The organism is Rhodococcus sp. NBC_00294, from assembly GCF_036163995.1.
Classification (GTDB): Bacteria; Actinomycetota; Actinomycetes; order Mycobacteriales; family Mycobacteriaceae; genus Rhodococcoides.
Genome location: NZ_CP108043.1, coordinates 2,003,569 through 2,019,061 on the forward strand (window position 1 = coordinate 2,003,569; position 15,493 = coordinate 2,019,061).

General features: G+C 67.3%; 16 protein-coding genes. 7 read left to right on the top strand and 9 right to left on the bottom strand.

All coding sequences use genetic code 11. From position 1 onward, the window contains the following. The first annotated feature begins 79 nt into the window (after positions 1-79). From OHB23_RS09320 to OHB23_RS09330, 3 genes are read left to right on the top strand one after another with little or no spacing between them, the layout of a single operon-like run. A complete protein-coding gene (locus OHB23_RS09320) occupies positions 80-805 on the top strand; it encodes an ABC transporter ATP-binding protein (protein ID WP_328811419.1) in 726 nt (241 codons plus the stop codon). Beyond that, a complete protein-coding gene (locus OHB23_RS09325) occupies positions 802-1,614 on the top strand; it encodes an ABC transporter permease (protein ID WP_328811420.1) in 813 nt (270 codons plus the stop codon). The genes OHB23_RS09320 and OHB23_RS09325 overlap by 4 nt, the downstream gene beginning before the upstream one ends. Beyond that, positions 1,614-2,432, top strand: coding sequence for an ABC transporter permease (locus OHB23_RS09330; RefSeq protein ID WP_328811421.1), 819 nt, complete (start codon positions 1,614-1,616; stop codon positions 2,430-2,432). Before OHB23_RS09325 ends, OHB23_RS09330 begins: the two co-directional genes overlap by 1 nt. A gap of 17 nt (positions 2,433-2,449) precedes the next feature. Here the strand turns inward: OHB23_RS09330 and OHB23_RS09335 are convergent, their stop codons facing one another. From OHB23_RS09335 to OHB23_RS09375, 9 genes are all read right to left on the bottom strand, one after another. Then, on the bottom strand, positions 2,450-2,833 hold the full coding sequence (locus OHB23_RS09335; protein WP_328811422.1) for a DUF1801 domain-containing protein: 384 nt from the start codon (positions 2,831-2,833) through the stop codon (positions 2,450-2,452). 73 nt (positions 2,834-2,906) lie between these two features. After that, the gene (locus OHB23_RS09340) at positions 2,907-3,371 is read right to left on the bottom strand and encodes a hypothetical protein (protein WP_027504884.1); all 465 of its coding nucleotides are present in this window, start codon (positions 3,369-3,371) and stop codon (positions 2,907-2,909) included. 195 nt (positions 3,372-3,566) lie between these two features. Continuing rightward, positions 3,567-3,992 carry a DUF4262 domain-containing protein gene (locus tag OHB23_RS09345; protein WP_056695792.1) on the bottom strand — a complete coding sequence of 142 codons (426 nt, stop codon included), beginning with the start codon at positions 3,990-3,992 and terminating at the stop codon, positions 3,567-3,569. A 202-nt stretch (positions 3,993-4,194) separates the two neighbouring features. Beyond that, complete coding sequence (locus OHB23_RS09350) at positions 4,195-4,956, bottom strand: HpcH/HpaI aldolase family protein (protein WP_027504885.1); 762 nt, start codon at positions 4,954-4,956, stop codon at positions 4,195-4,197. A 9-nt stretch (positions 4,957-4,965) separates the two neighbouring features. After that, complete coding sequence (locus tag OHB23_RS09355; RefSeq protein WP_328811423.1) at positions 4,966-5,928, bottom strand: aldo/keto reductase; 963 nt, start codon at positions 5,926-5,928, stop codon at positions 4,966-4,968. Next, positions 5,925-6,758, bottom strand: a complete 834-nt coding sequence (locus OHB23_RS09360) for an ATP-binding cassette domain-containing protein (RefSeq protein ID WP_328811424.1) — start codon at positions 6,756-6,758, stop codon at positions 5,925-5,927. The genes OHB23_RS09355 and OHB23_RS09360 overlap by 4 nt, the downstream gene beginning before the upstream one ends. Further along, positions 6,755-7,582, bottom strand: coding sequence for an ABC transporter ATP-binding protein (locus tag OHB23_RS09365; protein WP_328811425.1), 828 nt, complete (start codon positions 7,580-7,582; stop codon positions 6,755-6,757). Before OHB23_RS09365 ends, OHB23_RS09360 begins: the two co-directional genes overlap by 4 nt. Position 7,583: 1 nt before the next feature. Next, positions 7,584-8,525, bottom strand: coding sequence for an ABC transporter permease (locus OHB23_RS09370; RefSeq protein WP_328811426.1), 942 nt, complete (start codon positions 8,523-8,525; stop codon positions 7,584-7,586). Then, positions 8,526-9,560, bottom strand: a complete 1,035-nt coding sequence (locus OHB23_RS09375; RefSeq protein WP_235579565.1) for an ABC transporter permease — start codon at positions 9,558-9,560, stop codon at positions 8,526-8,528. It abuts the gene before it with no gap. Between the two features lie 242 nt (positions 9,561-9,802). Between OHB23_RS09375 and OHB23_RS09380 the strand changes: the two genes are divergently transcribed. The 4 genes from OHB23_RS09380 (at position 9,803) to pdxA (ending at position 15,489) form a co-directional block, all read left to right on the top strand. Continuing rightward, a complete protein-coding gene (locus OHB23_RS09380) occupies positions 9,803-11,380 on the top strand; it encodes an ABC transporter substrate-binding protein (RefSeq protein ID WP_328811427.1) in 1,578 nt (525 codons plus the stop codon). Positions 11,381-11,394: 14 nt separating this feature from the next. Then, positions 11,395-12,576, top strand: a complete 1,182-nt coding sequence (locus tag OHB23_RS09385) for a sialidase family protein (RefSeq protein ID WP_328811428.1) — start codon at positions 11,395-11,397, stop codon at positions 12,574-12,576. Beyond that, positions 12,564-13,247, top strand: coding sequence for an SDR family NAD(P)-dependent oxidoreductase (locus tag OHB23_RS09390; RefSeq protein ID WP_328811429.1), 684 nt, complete (start codon positions 12,564-12,566; stop codon positions 13,245-13,247). The genes OHB23_RS09385 and OHB23_RS09390 overlap by 13 nt, the downstream gene beginning before the upstream one ends. 76 nt (positions 13,248-13,323) lie before the next feature. After that, positions 13,324-15,489, top strand: coding sequence for a 4-hydroxythreonine-4-phosphate dehydrogenase PdxA (pdxA, locus tag OHB23_RS09395; RefSeq protein ID WP_328811430.1), 2,166 nt, complete (start codon positions 13,324-13,326; stop codon positions 15,487-15,489). Positions 15,490-15,493 lie beyond the last annotated feature (4 nt).

Genomic DNA, 15,493 nt, shown 5'->3' on the forward strand with positions numbered 1-15,493 from the left:
CCACGCTGCGACCAGACCCCGACCCGAGACGTCGTCGGCCATAGCCATCGCCTCCTCGGTCTCCCGACACTTCGATGACGTGACCGCCCTGCACGAGATCGACCTGACCATCGGGCGCGGTGAGTTCGTGTCGATCGTCGGTCCGAGTGGATGCGGGAAGTCGACACTTCTCGAGATCTTCGCAGGCCTGCAGGATCATGACAGCGGTACGGTGACCATCGACGACCAGCCGATGAGTGGACCGCGCACCAAGACGGCAGTGATCTTCCAGGAGTCCGCGACGTTGCCGTGGCGCACCATTCGCGACAACGTCGCCTTCGCACTCGAAGTGCGGGGAGTCGGCAAGAAGGAGCGCCGCGAGCGCGCGGACGAGTTGCTCGCGACCGTCGGGCTCGCGCGATTCGGCGACCACTACCCGACGCAGCTGTCGGGCGGTATGCGACAGCGCGTCGCCATCGCACGGTGCCTGTCGATGGAGCCCGATCTCGTTCTCGCCGACGAGCCCTTCGGCGCTCTCGACGAGCAGACCCGGCTCGTGATGTCCTACGAGTTGTTGAAGATCGTCGAGAAGCTCACCTGCGGAGTCCTGTTCATCACGCACAGCATCCAGGAGGCCGTGCTGCTCTCCGACCGCGTGCTCGTGATGAGCGCCCGCCCGGGCCGATTCATCGACGAGGTACCGATCGATCTGCCGCGGCCCCGGTCCGAGGACGTGCTGGCCAGTCCCGATGCCGTCGCGTTGCACGAGCGCATCTGGTCGACGCTGCGGGACGAGGCCAAGAAGACGATGAGCATCGAGCCGTGAGCACCACCGAACGCAGCTCCGTCGTTCCCGGTTATCTGCGGCCGGCACCCGCCACGTCACTGGGGTTACCGGCGTGGGGGTGGACCGTAGTCATCCTGGTCGCTGCATTGGTGGCCGTCGACATCGCGGCACGATTCTTCGCGTCCCCCCTCGACATTGTTCCGGTGTCCGACATGTTCTTCACCGCCCTCCGACTGCTGACCGAGACGGACTTCCTCGTCGACGCTCTCGGGCGGACGCTCGGCATCATCGTGGTCGCGTTCGTGCTCAGTTCCGTGTCCGGGGTGGCCGCGGCCTACGTCCTGTGGCGATTCGAGCTGTGGGACAGAGCGTTCCAGCCGTACCTGAACGTGTACTACGCGGTGCCCACTTTCGCGCTCTACCCGATCATGGTGGTGCTGTTCGGTGCCGGCGTCGCACCCATCGCCATCCTGTCGACCATCTTCGCGTTCGGTGTCGTGGCCCTCAACGCGCGCACTGGCTTCAACGCCGTGTCGCCCATCGTCACCAAACTGGGCACCACGCTGATGCTCAGCCGCTGGCAGTACTTTCGCTCGATTCTCTTGCCGTACGCGTTGCCCAACATCGTGACAGGCCTCAAGCTGGGGCTCTCCTACGCGATCATCTCGGTGCTGGCCAGCGAGTTCATCCTGTCCACACAGGGTCTCGGGCATTTCATCTCCATCGCGTACGACAGCTTCGACATCGCCGACATGTACGCAGGCATCCTCGTGGTCGCGGCCATCGCCCTGATCGCGACGTTCGGCATCTCCGCCGCCCTCAACCGATTCGATTGGAGGCGTCGCTGATGAGTCGCTCCGTCGCCACTCTGCCCCCGACCATCGCCGCGCCGGCCGTAGCGCCCCGGCGTCGAGGTGTGCACACCGCACGTCGTGTGGTGCCGCCGCTCGTGGTGGCAGTGCTCGCCGTGGTGATCTGGTGGGTGTCGGCTGTCGTCGCCGACAGTCTGATCTTCCCGACGCCGCTCGAGGCGATGCGATCCTTGGTCGCCGATCTCGGGAATCCGGACTTCCGTGCCAACGTGCTCGATTCGCTCCGCATCCTGGTGCTCGCCTTCCTGGGCAGCACGATCGTCGGGTCGCTACTCGGCCTCGCGCTCGGGCTCACCCCGTTCTGGGCCCGCACGGTGGTCCCGATCTTCTATGCGATCAACAGCATCCCGAAGATCGTGCTCTACCCGATCTTCCTGTCGTTTCTGGGAATCGGGGAGCTGAGCCGCGCGGGCTTCGCGTTCTACGCGGCCTTCATCCCCATGTTCCTGGTCGCCGTGGAGAGCACGGCGTCCGTGCAGCGGATCCACCTGAAGATGGCCGCGTCCCTGCAAGTGAGTTGGCCACGGCTGGTGCGGCAGATCGTCGTTCCGTCGGTGCTGCCCTCGCTCGCGACGGGTATGCGCATGACCTTCGGTCTGGCGTTCCTGGGTCTACTTCTCGCCGAGATGTTCTCGGCGTCGAGCGGCATCGGGTACGAACTGCTGCGCAACGTCAGCCTGATCCGCATGGAGAACATCATGGGAACCGTCGTGCTGATTCTGGTGATGGCGCTGCCGCCCACCATGGCATTGCAGTGGTTCGAGAACCGGGTGACGTCCAAGTACGGGGGCTGAGTGTAGGGCTGCGGGGGCTATCTCTTGCGCGACTCGGCCTTCTTGTTCCGGTTCCGCTCGATCGCCGCACGGACCAGTCCGGCTAATGCCTCCGCGTCGACGACGTCACCTTCGAAGAGTTCGTACGAGCGCCGCTGCTTCCCGCCGAGCTCACCGTTGAAGATGCCCTTCGGGTCGTCCAGCGCCGCCCCGTACTGGAAGCCGAGCTTCACTTTCGCTTCGAAGATGTCGCCGACGATGAGCGGCCCGTCGAGATCCCGGGCGGGGGAGCCCATGTACTTCCAGCCCTCGACGATGCCGTCGTCCACCGACAGAATCACCCGTCGTGCTTCCGCCAGGGCGTCACCGCGCCAGTCGGGGTGTCGGGCGATCAGGCCGTCGATCTCGGCACTCGGTTCCATGGCTGCTCCTCCGTCCACTGCGCGATCACAGCAGAACGGCGGCTCCGATCCGAAGTGACTCGTTGCGTTCAGGTCAGCTCAACGTCATGTACGGCGTCCACACCGTGAACGAGTGACCCATCGAGGAACAGTTCAGCGATCCCTTGAAGCCGATGTAGCAGGTGGCCCCGCCGTAGCTGAGCGAGCCACCGAGGGGAGTGCTCCCAGCACGCCCACGCGGGCCGCCGATCCCGAAGGTCGGGTGAGCCGGGAACCACGGCACGTCGATCGCCACGTCGTAGACCACGGGGGCGAAGGGGATCTGGGTGAGGTACTCGCCGCCCGGAAGATCGCAACCCACGACCCCCGCCGGGGTGATGGAACAGTTGGCGGCGCCGGTGGAGAAGTACGCGACATCGCCCTGCAGGAAGGCCGCCGGATCGACGGGCACCGGTGCGGGATAGTCGACCGCGGACGCGGTGCCGGCACCGACGACGGACATCGTCGCGGCGGTGATGCCGACGAACGCGGCTCCGGCGAGCTTCGTGAGCGAGCGCATGAGGATCCTCTCGGGTGGTCTGGTGTCCTCAGTGTGTCTGCATCTCCGGGCCACTTGTTACTCGGACGAATGGTTTGTGACCATTTCGTTGTTCTTCCGCGCTGGGCGTGGTGTCCCTTTCCTCCGATGTCGGACGCGGGAACCCGCTCGACAGGACGGAGAGTGGAACACCACGCCCGGATCAGGCCCGAACCGTCACACCCACCCCACGCCCATCAGTGGCTGGTGGTGGGCACAGATGGAGTACTCGGGCTCCCACGGGAAGTGGCCGTCGACGTCCGGCCACACCAGTTGCAGCGCAGTGAAGTCCGAGTACAGCGCACCGGTGACCACCATGTCCGCGGTATTGACGGCCTGAATGACCACGATGTCCGGTTCGTCGCCGGTCGCACTGCGGATCGTGATCCCGGACGACAGTGCGAGACCGGCGACCATCTGCGACGCCATGTCGTGGAGCAGGCTCCCCGACAGATGGAACGGCAGTCCGTAGACGATCAGTTCGGGCAACGACCTGCTGGTGAGGCCCGTCGTGTACGCGACGTCGGGTACCTCGTGATCCGACCCGGCCACGGCGGTCACCGCCCACCCGTGGCGCGCGATCTTCCTCTTGATGTCCGGCACTGAGACGCACCCTCTGCACATAGTTTCCCCCCGGAAGTCGATGCGGAGGAGGAAGGTAACGCGGCGGTACGACAGGCGGTGCAGCTCTGGTCGTGGTGTTCCACGTGCGTGTCCTGCGCGCGGGATCCCGCTCGCACGGCTCACGAGTGGAACACCAGGCCCACTCGCGCTCCTCTCGGCGCGGATCGCTCGACCGGAACCCCTACCCCCGCGCAGCCTTCAGGTGCCCCTCGGACACAGCTTTGAGGTGGGTGAGGTCCGAGGCCACGGTCGCGAAGGTGTAGCCCTGCGCCAGGCGCTGCGCCGCGACCTCGCCGGAGGGGGTGTGGATGCCGGCCGCGATCCCTGCCGCGGCGGCTGCTTCCTGCACTCGCACCACAGCAGCGTCGAACACGTCGTCCACGGAGCTGTCCGAGGGGGAGGCGCCACCGACGGCGATGCGCAGATCCGACGGCCCGACGTACACGCCGTCGAGTCCGGGCACGGCGCAGATGGCCTCGACGTTCTCGAGGCCGTCGGGGGTCTCGATCATCGCGAGCACGACGACACTGTCGTTCGCCTCGGCGGGAAGCGGTCCGACGCGCAGCTGTGAGCGCATCGGACCGTACGAGCGCACGCCGGCAGGGGGATAGCGCACGTAGGAGACGGCGCGGGCGGCGTCCTCGGCGGTGTCGATCAGCGGCACGATGACGCCGCGCGCACCGGCGTCGAGTGCTTTGCCGATGTAGGTCTGGTCGTTGGACTCGACCCGCACGAGTCCGGCCGGGCCCTGCGCCGCGTCGATAGCGGTGAGTCCGCGCAGCATCCCGTCGTAACCGATGAGGCCGTGCTGCAGATCGAGGCAGATGTAGTCCCACCCGACGTGGGCGAGCCACTCGGTGGAGACGGGGGAGTCGATGACGGACCAGTAGCCCAGTGCCCGTTCACGGGAACGGATGCGACGGGCGAAATCGGCGGCAGACATGAAGGGTTCCTATCGGTTGTAGGCAGGCATCGGACCGCGCAGTGCCGCACCGACCTCGTCGCACGCGGCGACGACGTCGTCGGACAACGGACCGCGGCCCAGTGCGTCGATGTTGGCCTGCAGGTGGCTGGTCTTGGAGCCGCCCAACAGGATCGGTCCGGTGAGGGGCTTCGATCGCAGCCAGCGCAGGGCGAGCTCGGTGAGCGGCATGCCGGCGTCCGACGCCACCGCGGACAAGCGCGTGATCGCGTCGAAGATCTGGGTGTTCCAGTACCGCTCGCGGTACATCGCGGCCAGCCGCGAATCGCCGAACCGCCCCTCGCCGGGAGCTTCGTCGAACGAGTGCTTGCCGGTGAGGAGGCCGCCGCCCAACGGGTTGTAGACCATCGTGGTGATGCCGCTGACGGCGGCGAACTCGGCGTACTCCTCCTCGACGCGGCGGGCCAGCAGGTTGTAGAGCTGCTGCGCGACGACGGGCCGCGGCGCACCCACCTCGTCGCACACGCGGTTCACCTCGGCGATCTGCCAGGCGGCGAAATTCGAGACGCCGAGCGCTCCCACCTTGCCTTCGGCCACCAACTTGGCGACGGTCCCGAGGGTGTCCTCGAGCGACGACGCGCGGTCGGGCTGGTGCAGGTAGAAGAGGTCGACGTGGTCGGTGCCGAGCCGGTGCAGGCTTGCCTCGAGTCCGAGCCGCAGCCCCTCGGGTGACAGGGGCGAGTGGCCGTCTGCGTCGCCGAGGAACATGCCGCCCTTGGTGGCGAGGGTGACTTCGTCGCGTCGACCGGCGAGCAACTGCGCGAGGATGCGTTCGGACTCTCCGCCTGCGTACCCGTTGGCGGTGTCGATGTGGGTGATGCCGGCGTCGAGTGCGGTGTCGAGCAGAGCGCGCGACCCCTCGAGGTCGACGGTGTCGCCGAAAGTCATGGTGCCCAGCACCATCGGGCCGAAAGGCAGGGGGCCGAACATCATGAGGGTACTCCAGAGGTAGGTGCCGGTCGACCCGACAGAACGTAGCGCGGCTTGACGCCCTCCATCGTGGAGGGGTCGAGTGCCGCGGCGCGCAGTGCCGCCGTGTACGGGTGTTGCGGGTTGGTCAGAACGTCTGTGGTGGCGCCGCTCTCGACCACGCCGCCCTTGCGCATGACGACGACGTTGTCGCTGATCTCCCGCACCACGCCGAGGTTGTGCGAGATGAAGACGTACGTGATGCCGGTGTCGTGCTGGATGGTGCGCAGCAGGTCGAGCACCTGCGCCTGCACCGACACGTCGAGCGCACTGGTGGCCTCGTCGCACACGAGGATCTCGGGTTCGGACGCCAGCGCACGCGCGATGCCGATGCGCTGACGCTGGCCCCCCGAGAACTCGCCCGGTCGGCGGTGCAAAGACGACGCCGGCAGCTGGACCTGGTCGATCAGCTCGGCGGCACGTCGGGCCCGGTCCGCTTTGGAGCGAACACCTTTGAGGCGCAGCGGCTCACCGACGATGTCGACGGCCGTGAGATGCGGATCCAGCGAGCCGTACGGGTCCTGGAAGACCATCTGCACGCGCGAGCGGAAGGGCTTGAGGGCCCGCTCCTTCATCCCGGCGATGTCGACCCCGTCGACGAGGATCCGTCCCGACGTCGGTGTCAGCAGCCGGACGATGGCCTTGGCGATGGTCGACTTCCCGCAGCCGGACTCGCCGACGATCGCGAGGGTCTCGCCCTTGTCGACGCTGAAGCTGACACCGTCGACAGCGCGGAAGGTGCCGGTGGCGACGGGATACTCGACGACCAGGTCGTCGACGGTCAACAGGCTCATGCCGGGACTCCTTGATCGGCGGGTGGGCCCGACCAGGTGCCCAGCTGGGGAACCGCGTCGAGAAGCTTCTTGGTGTAGGCGTTCTGGGGATTGCGGACCATCGACTGGGCGTCGCCGCTCTCGACGAAGCGGCCCGACTTCATGACGTGGATCCGGTCGGACATCAGCCGGGCCACACCCAGGTCGTGGGTGATGAGCAGCATGCCGATGCCGGTGCGCTCCTGCAGTTCGAGCATGAGGTCGAGGATGCTGGCCTGGACGGTGACGTCGAGTGCACTGGTGGGCTCGTCGGCGACGATGAGGTCGGGATCGGCGGCCAGGGCGCATGCGATGAGGACACGCTGCAACATGCCGCCCGACAACTGGTGTGGGTACCTGTTCAGCTGGTCCGCCGGGTTGACGATGTGGACTTGATCGAGCAACTCGACGGCGCGGGTGGTCTGCGCGGACTTGCCGCGAACACCGCTGTGGTGAATGGCCTCTCGCAGCTGCGATCCCACCGTGTGGACGGGGGAGAGGGCCGTCATCGGGTCCTGGGGAATGAGGGCGATGTCCGCGCCCCGGATCTTCCGCAGCGCCTTGTCGTCACCGAGGACGTCGGTGCCCTTCCAGCGTGCGCGGCCGGAGAGAACGGCCAGATCGTCGGGTAGCAGCCCGAGTATCCCCATCGCGGTGGTCGACTTGCCGGAGCCGGATTCGCCGATGATGCAGACGGTCTCACCCGGCGCGATGTCGAAGGAGACCCCGTCGACGGCGCGGACGATGCCGTTGTCGGTGACCAGCTCGATCTGCAGTTCGTCGACGGTGAGCAGTGACTCGGTCATGTCAGGCCTTCTTTCCCGAGATGGCGAAGCGCCCCAGCAGAGCCTTGAGGCCCGAGCCGGCGGGACGGTCGCGCAGACCGTCGCCGAGGAGGTTGACGCCGATGACGAGGAGCACGATGACGAGGCCCGGCAGGGTGACCAGCCACCACGACGTCGTGATGTAGTCCTGGCCGTCGGAGATGATGCGGCCCCACGTGGTGAACGGTCGCTGCGGTCCGGCGCCCAGGTAACTCAGTGCGGACTCTAGGAGCACCGCCTGGGCGAGCAGGAGCAGCACCACCAGCGAGGTCTGCTTGATGACGTTCGGGATGATGTGGCGGGTGAGGATGGCGACCTTGCCGAGGCCGAGTACCCGCGACGCGGCGACGTAGGGCTTCTCTCGCTCCACGAGCACCAGAGAGCGTGTCAGACGGGCGATCTCGGGCCACTGGGCGATCGCGATGACGAACGTGATGACCGGGATGGACGGCCCGAAGAGGGCGACGACGAGGAGCAGCATCATGAGCAGCGGCAGGGACAGCTGCGCTTCGAGCAACCGGCTGATGACGGTGTCGACCCAGCCGCCGAAGTAGCCGGCCATGGAGCCGAGGGTCAGGCCGATGAGGCCGGAGACCAGCACGGCGAGGATGCCGACGAGCAGTGACACCTGGCCGCCGTAGAGAACGCGGGCGAGCAGGTCGCGTCCGAGCTGGTCGGTTCCGAACAGGTGGCCGTCGGTGAGCGGTGCGAGACGGCGGGCACCGAGATCGGTGGCGTCCGGATCCTGCAGCGGCAGAACACGAGCGAACGCGACGGGGAGGATCACGACGAGTGCGCAGACGCTGCCCACCCAGATCTTCAGTCGGCTGTCGCGGGTGCGCCGAGTGGAGCCTGCCTTGGCGATGTCCTTCGCGGTGACCGCCGACGGGCGCTCCGCCTTCGGGGGCTCGAGTGTTGTGGTCATCTAGGACGTTCCCTTCCCCAGGCGGACGCGGGGGTCCAGAAGCGGGTAGCAGAGGTCGACGAGGAGCTGGACGAGGACGGCGAGCACCGCGGTGACGAGCACGGTGGCCTGGATGAGGGGGTAGTCGCGGGTCTCGAGTGCGCGGACGACGAGCGATCCGACACCGGGCCAGGCGAACACGACCTCGACCACCACGACACCGTTGAGCATCGACGCGAAGCGTGTGCCGAGGGCGGTGAGAACGGGGATGGACGAATTGCGCAATGCGTAGCGCCAGATCAACTTCCGCTCCGACACACCGCGTGCGCGCGCCACCGTCGCGTACTGGGACCCGAAGGCGCCGACCATCTCCCGACGCACCATGCGGGAGATCAGGGCGATCTGCAGGATGGCGACGGTGACCATGGGCAGGACGAGCGACGACCACGTGGCGAAGCCGGCGGCCGGGAAGATCGGGATCACCACGGCGAAGATGGTGATGAGCATCAGGCCCGTCCAGAAGTCGGGCATCGACTGTCCGGCGATCGTGACGACGTTGGCGCCCAGTTCGCGGCGGGTGTCCGCGCGGCGTGCCATCCAGACACCGAGCGGGATGGCGAGCAGTGTCGTCAGTCCGATCGAGGCGACTGTGAGCGTCAGTGTGTAGGGGAGGCGATCGAGTACCACGTCGAAGGCGGGCGCCTGGAACGAGTACGACGTTCCGAGGTCGAGCTGCAGCAGTCCCTGCAGGTACTTCAGGTACTGCGTGATGATCGACTGGTCCAGCCCCATGCTCTGACGGATCCGCTCGATGTCCTCGCTGGAAGCCAGCGGGCCCGCCATCGCGTAGGCGGGGTCGCCGGGTGCGAGACGGATCAGCACGAACACCGTGGTGAGCGTCAGGAAGATCGCGAGCGCGCTCTGACCGAGTCGTTTGACGATGTAGCGCGCAGTGCCCGCGGACTTCGACTTCGTCTTCGCGGGTTCGGCGGCCGGCGCGTCGGCGGGCGTTATCATGCCGGCGGTCACCGGGTCACCGTCCGTCGGACTGCGCATGTGTTCGTGGTGTGCATCGAACGACCTTTCGGGAGATGCCTCTGCGCTGGCTGGTCACGAGCGCGGGCTTCGATGTAACTCAGCTCACAATGACACTTGTGCGCGAATCACGCAAGTAGCAATTCATAGTTGCGTGTTGTGTGCAGACCTGCGTACAGTCCAGGTGTGCTTGCGGTCACAGTGCAGCTCCGCTCCTGACCCGCAGCCCCTCATGACGCTCGAAGTTCGAAGAGAGGTCGACGATGACCAGATCGCCGTTCAACCAGCAGTTCTCCCGCCGCAATCTCCTGCGCGGCGGGATGCTGCTCGGTGGTGGCGTGGTGTTGGGCGCGGGTGCCAGTGCATGCGCCACGCCTACCGGCACACCGGGCCCGACCACGGTGAGCCTGGCGCTCAACCGGTCGCTGGTGAGCCTGGACAACAAGCTCAACCAGTTCGACGCCGCCCTCACCGTGCAGCGCGGCGTGCGTCAGGCGCTCACCGAGATCGACGCCAACCTGAAACCGCAGCTCGTCCTCGCCGATCGCTTCGATCTGGTCGAGCCCACCCGCTGGTTCGTGCACCTGCGTCAGGGCGCCGTATATTCCGACGGCTCGCCCGTGCAGGTGCAGGACGTCGCGACAGCCATCCGGATGTACAGCGAGGTCGACGGGTCGTTCGTCGGCGGCTTTTTCCCCGAATGGCCGACGGTCGAGCAGATGGACGACACCAGCTTCTCGTTGCTGACCACCAAGCCCGTGCCGGTGCTCGACTACCTGATGTCCAACATCCTCATCACGCCGGCAGCGGACAACAAGCCCGAGGAGCTGCAGACCGGTCTCGGCTCGGGCCCGTACGTCGTGACGTCGGCCGACCGCGGTACCGGCAATTACACGCTCGAACGCAACACCTCCTACTGGGGCCCGGCGCCGAACATCGAGACGGTGCGCGTGCGCTTCGTTCCCGAGGAGTCGTCGCGCGTCGTCACGCTGCGCAGCGGCGAGGTGGATGTCATCGACTCCATCACGCCCGATGCGGCGGATCAGCTCGAAGGCTTGTCGAACGTCGTCGTCGACCGGGTCGACGGCGTCCGGCTCAACCAGCTGTTCTACAACTTCCGCAAGCCTGCCGACCATCCGCTCGCCGATGCTCGGGTGCGTCGCGCGCTGACGTACGCCATCAACGGTTCGGCGCTGATCGACCAGGTCATGCAGGGATCTGCGACCGCGTCCAAGGGCGTCATTCCCGCGATCCTCGACGGCGCCATCGAGACCGGCGAGTACACGTACGACCCGGCGCGGGCGCGTGGCGAGCTCGACGCGCTCGGCATCTCCGATCTGGAACTCAAGATCATCTGGGAGTCGGGCGAGTTCGCTGCCGACACCGACATCATGGAGTCGATCGTCCAGATGTTCTCGGCGATCGGCGTCCGCACCACGTTGCAGCAGTTCGAGCCGGGCGGCGACATCATGCAGTGGCGTCAGGGCAAGGCGGGTGACTGGGACATCCTGGGCAACGGATTTCCAAGTCCGACCGGGCTCGCGATCACCATCATGCAGGGCATGTACGCCGGCACCCCGGAGAAGGAACAGACCCGAGACACGTACCACGGGTACATGTTCCCCGAGATCGCTGCGGCCATCGCGCGTGCGTCCGAGGAGGTCGACGAGACCCGACGCACTCAGCTTCTCGCCGACGCGCAGCGCCAGATCTGGGACACCGTGCCCTGCCTGTGGTCCTTCGTTCCCAAGTCGGTGATGGCGCGTCGTGAACGCATCCAGGACGTGACCCTGCGTCCCACCAACTCCTACAACCTGTCCGCCGCGACACTCGTCAGTTGATCGAGGAGATCCCCGTGACCACCACCCTGGATGCCGACGGCATCGTCCGCCCCACCGCCGAGCCCGGGCGCCGTGATGCGCTGTTGACCCCGCCCGAGGTGCAGAACCATGCGGCCAATCTGGCTGTGCTGCCGGACGGTTCACTTGCGTGCGTCTGGTTCGCCGGCACACAGGAAGGCGTACCGGACATCAGCGTGTGGTTCTCACGACGGGACGGCGACGAGTGGTCGCAGCCGATCCGCCTCTCGGACGACGGGACGCGGTCGGAGCAGAATCCCGTGCTCAACGTGCGTGAGTCCGGTGAGATCTGGCTGCTGTGGACCTCGCAGCACGCCGGCAACCAGGACACCGCACGGGTGCTGCGGCGGATCTCGCCCGACGGCGGGCGCACCTGGGGCGAGACCGACGTCCTGATCCCGGAGACCGAGGCCGGTGGCGTGTTCGTGCGCCAGCCCATGGTCACGCAGCCGTCCGGCCGAATCCTGTTGCCCGTCTTCCACTGTGTCCGCATCGAGGGCCGCAAGTGGGTGGGCGACCGCGACTACTCCGGCGTCATGGTGTCCGACGACGACGGTGCCACGTGGCGCGAGGTGGTCGTTCCGGACAGCATCGGCTGCGTCCACATGAACATCGGCCGCCTGTCCGACGGCCAGCTCGTCGCGCTCTACCGCAGCCGGTGGGCGGACCACGTCTACCGTTCCGTCTCCGACGACGACGGTGACACGTGGAGCGCTCCCGTCCCCACCGAGCTGCCCAACAACAACTCGTCGGTGCAGTTCGTCGTGCTGGCCGACGACCGACTCGCCCTGGTGTACAACGAGTCCAGTCGTGAGGAGGCCACGGCGCGCAGACTGTCGCTGTACGACGAGATCGACGATCACGGCATCGCGGACAAGCAGGAGACGGTCGAGGAGGACTCGCCTCTGGACGACGGCGACCCGCGGCACGCCTTCTGGGGCGCACCCCGAGCACCGATGGCCCTGGCGATCTCGTTCGATCGCGGTGTCACCTGGCCGGAGCGCCGGAACCTCGAGGAGGGCGACGGTTACTGCCTGTCGAACAACTCCCGCGACGGACTGAACCGCGAGTTCTCGTACCCGTCCATCGTGGCCGACGGCCCGACGCTGCACGTGGCCTTCACGCGCTTCCGTCAGGCCATCGAGTACTGCGAGGTGCAGCCGGAGTGGCTGTCGTGAAGCACGCCGTCGTCACGGGCGTCAGCTCGGGAATCGGTGCGGCCACGGCACTCTCGCTTCTCGACGACGGGTGGCGTGTCACCGGGCTGAGTCGTCGGCAACCGGAGATCGTGCACGACAACCTGACGTGGGTCCAGGCCGACCTGGGCGATCTGGACGCGGTGGCATCGGTCGCGTCGGGCCTCTCCGCAGTCGATGCCGTCGTTCATGCTGCGGGACTGCAGCGTTCGGCACCGCTCGGGTCGCTGAACGTCGACGACCTCCGCGACATGTGGCAGGTCCATGTCGCCGCGGCCGAGGTCCTGGTGAACGGCGTGGTCGACGCTCTGGAACCCGGTGCCCGCGTCGTCCTCGTCGGAAGTCGCACCATGACCGGCAATGCCGGCAAGAGTCAATACGTCGCCACCAAGTCCGCTCTGACGGGCATGGCGCGGTCGTGGGCCATGGAACTGGTGTCCCGCGGCATCACCGTCAACGTCGTTGCGCCCGGACCCACGGACACCGCCATGCTGGGGGACCCGTCGCGCTCGCACACTCCGCCCAAGCTCCCGCCCCTCGGAGCCTTCATCGGCCCGTCGGAGGTCGCGGGGCTCATCGGCTTCCTGCTCGGCCCTCTCGGTCGCAACATCACCGGCCAGGCGATCGTGCAGTGCGCGGGAGCGTCGTTGTGAACTACCTGCGCGAAACACGCAACTCAGCTACAGTTGTGTGCGTGGTTCGCGCAACAAAGGGAAGGGCGGTGCGACGATGACCTCACTCGTCGTACTGGCCGACGACCTCTCCGGCGCCGCCGAGGTGGCCGGGGTGTTCCTCGACCGCACGCCCGACGTGTCTCTGACCCTCGACGCCGTGATCGGTCCCGCCACAGTGTCTGTCGTGGACCTCGATACCCGGGCGATGGCTGACGAGCGGGCGGAATCGTTGGTGTTCTCCGCACTGCGTTCCGTACCCGCAGGCGCACGCGTGCTCGCGAAGATCGACTCGCTTCTCCGCGGGAACGTCGCTGCCACGGTGCGCGCACTGTCGGCCCGCGGGCCGGTGGTCGTCGCGGGCGGTCTGCCACTGCTGGACCGGCTCGTCCGCGACGGCGTACTCCACGTCGACGGAGTGCCGCTCGCCGACACCGACCTCTGGCATGCCGAATCCGAGGCGCCGCCGGTGTCGTTGCCGCGCCTGCTCGATGCTCCGCTCGTCACTATCGACGCGCTCTCGGTCGCGACCGGTGTCGTCGTGTGCGACGTCGAGTCCGATGCCGATCTCGACGCGGTGGTGGCGGCAGTGGCCGACCGCCCCGAGGTGGCCCTGGTGGGCACCTCGGCGCTCGCCGCGGCTGTCGCCCGAGGTCTCGGTGATACTGCGACACCTTGCTCCGTCTCGCGCACGGGCGATCCCGTCCTCGTCGTCGTGGGCACCGCATCCTCGGTGGCCGTCGATCAGGTTCGTCGTCTCGCCGAGGACGGCGTGCGACTTCTGGCCGTGGACGCGGGTGACCTGCTCGCCGAACGGGCCGATCCTCACACGCTCTCCTCCGCCCTGCGCGGCGGCTCGGTCGCGCTCACCGTGACCGGCTCCGTGGACGTCGCACGAACCCGCGACCTGTCCGTCGCCCTGGCCGAGTACGTCCGTGCGGGCACCGACGGACTGTCGGTCGACCTCGCGCTCACCGGAGGTGAGACGGCACGTGCCGTCATCACCGCGCTCGGCATCGACACCCTGCGCCCACTCGGGCACGTGCACTACGGCGCTGTCGTGTCCGTCGACCCGCGGGGCCGACGCGTCGTCACGCGGCCGGGCAGTTTCGGAGACCGAGACAGCCTGTCCGCCATCCACTCCTACCTCACCGGCGGCTCGCCGGACACCACGCTCCGACCGAAGGACACAGCCATGACATCGACCGATCTCCAGACTCTCGACCTGCCCGTCGTGGCCCTGACGATGGGCGACGGCGCGGGCATCGGTCCCGAGGTCATCGTCCCCGCCGTGCTCGACGCCAAGGTGGCGGGGTGGTGCAAGCCCGTCGTCATCGGTGACGCGGCGCGTCTGCGACTCGCGGCCGACGTGCTGGGTGTGCAGTGCGACATCGTCTCGATCGAGCGCATCGCTGATGCCGAGTTCACCAGCGGGCGCATCAACGTCATCGACCTCGGGTTGCTGCCCGCGGATCTGGCCTGGGGCGAGCTGTCCGCAGTGGCGGGACATGCTGCCTACGAATACATCCGTGTCGCAGCCGAACTGGCCGTCGCCGGTGACGTCCAGGCGATCTGCACCGCGCCGCTCAACAAGGAGGCGCTGCACGCCGCCGGACACATCTTCCCCGGTCACACCGAGCTGCTCGCGCACCTCACCGGTACCGAGGAGGTGTCGATGATGCTCTCGACGCCCAAGCTCAAGGTCATCCACGTGACCACCCACATCGGACTGCTCGACGCCGTCGCGAAGATCGAGCCGGGACTCGTCGAGCGCACCGTCCGCCGCGGGTACGAGGCGCTGGTGCGATCGGGGAACAGCAACCCGAAGATCGGCCTGTGCGGCATCAACCCGCACGCCGGCGAGAACGGCCTGTTCGGGTACGGCGAGGAGGATCAGAAGATCGTCCCGGCCGTCGAGAAGCTGCAGGCGGACGGGATCGACGCCGTCGGACCGCTGCCTGCGGACACCGCGTTCTTCCTCGCGGGTCGCGGTGACTACGACCTCATCGTCGCGATGTACCACGACCAGGGCCACGGACCGGTCAAGGTTCTCGGCATCGAGGCCGGCGTGAACATTACGGTGGGACTGCCCGTCATCCGCACCTCTGTGGATCACGGCACCGCGTTCGACATCGCGGGCAAGGGTATCGCCGAGGCCGGCAGCATGGTGGAAGCGCTGCGACAGGCCGCCGAACTGGCGACCAGTACCGCCGACGTCGGCTAGGTTT

Coding starts and splice junctions, on each gene's coding strand:
- OHB23_RS09365 (WP_328811425.1), bottom strand. CDS start 7,582: ATGACCGAGTCACTGCTCACCGTCGACGAACTGCAGATCGAGCTGGTC.
- OHB23_RS09360 (WP_328811424.1), bottom strand. CDS start 6,758: ATGAGCCTGTTGACCGTCGACGACCTGGTCGTCGAGTATCCCGTCGCC.
- OHB23_RS09335 (WP_328811422.1), bottom strand. CDS start 2,833: ATGGAACCGAGTGCCGAGATCGACGGCCTGATCGCCCGACACCCCGAC.
- OHB23_RS09375 (WP_235579565.1), bottom strand. CDS start 9,560: ATGCGCAGTCCGACGGACGGTGACCCGGTGACCGCCGGCATGATAACG.
- OHB23_RS09355 (WP_328811423.1), bottom strand. CDS start 5,928: ATGATGTTCGGCCCCCTGCCTTTCGGCCCGATGGTGCTGGGCACCATG.
- OHB23_RS09330 (WP_328811421.1), top strand. CDS start 1,614: ATGAGTCGCTCCGTCGCCACTCTGCCCCCGACCATCGCCGCGCCGGCC.
- OHB23_RS09380 (WP_328811427.1), top strand. CDS start 9,803: ATGACCAGATCGCCGTTCAACCAGCAGTTCTCCCGCCGCAATCTCCTG.
- OHB23_RS09340 (WP_027504884.1), bottom strand. CDS start 3,371: ATGCGCTCGCTCACGAAGCTCGCCGGAGCCGCGTTCGTCGGCATCACC.
- OHB23_RS09370 (WP_328811426.1), bottom strand. CDS start 8,525: ATGACCACAACACTCGAGCCCCCGAAGGCGGAGCGCCCGTCGGCGGTC.
- pdxA (WP_328811430.1), top strand. CDS start 13,324: ATGACCTCACTCGTCGTACTGGCCGACGACCTCTCCGGCGCCGCCGAG.
- OHB23_RS09350 (WP_027504885.1), bottom strand. CDS start 4,956: ATGTCTGCCGCCGATTTCGCCCGTCGCATCCGTTCCCGTGAACGGGCA.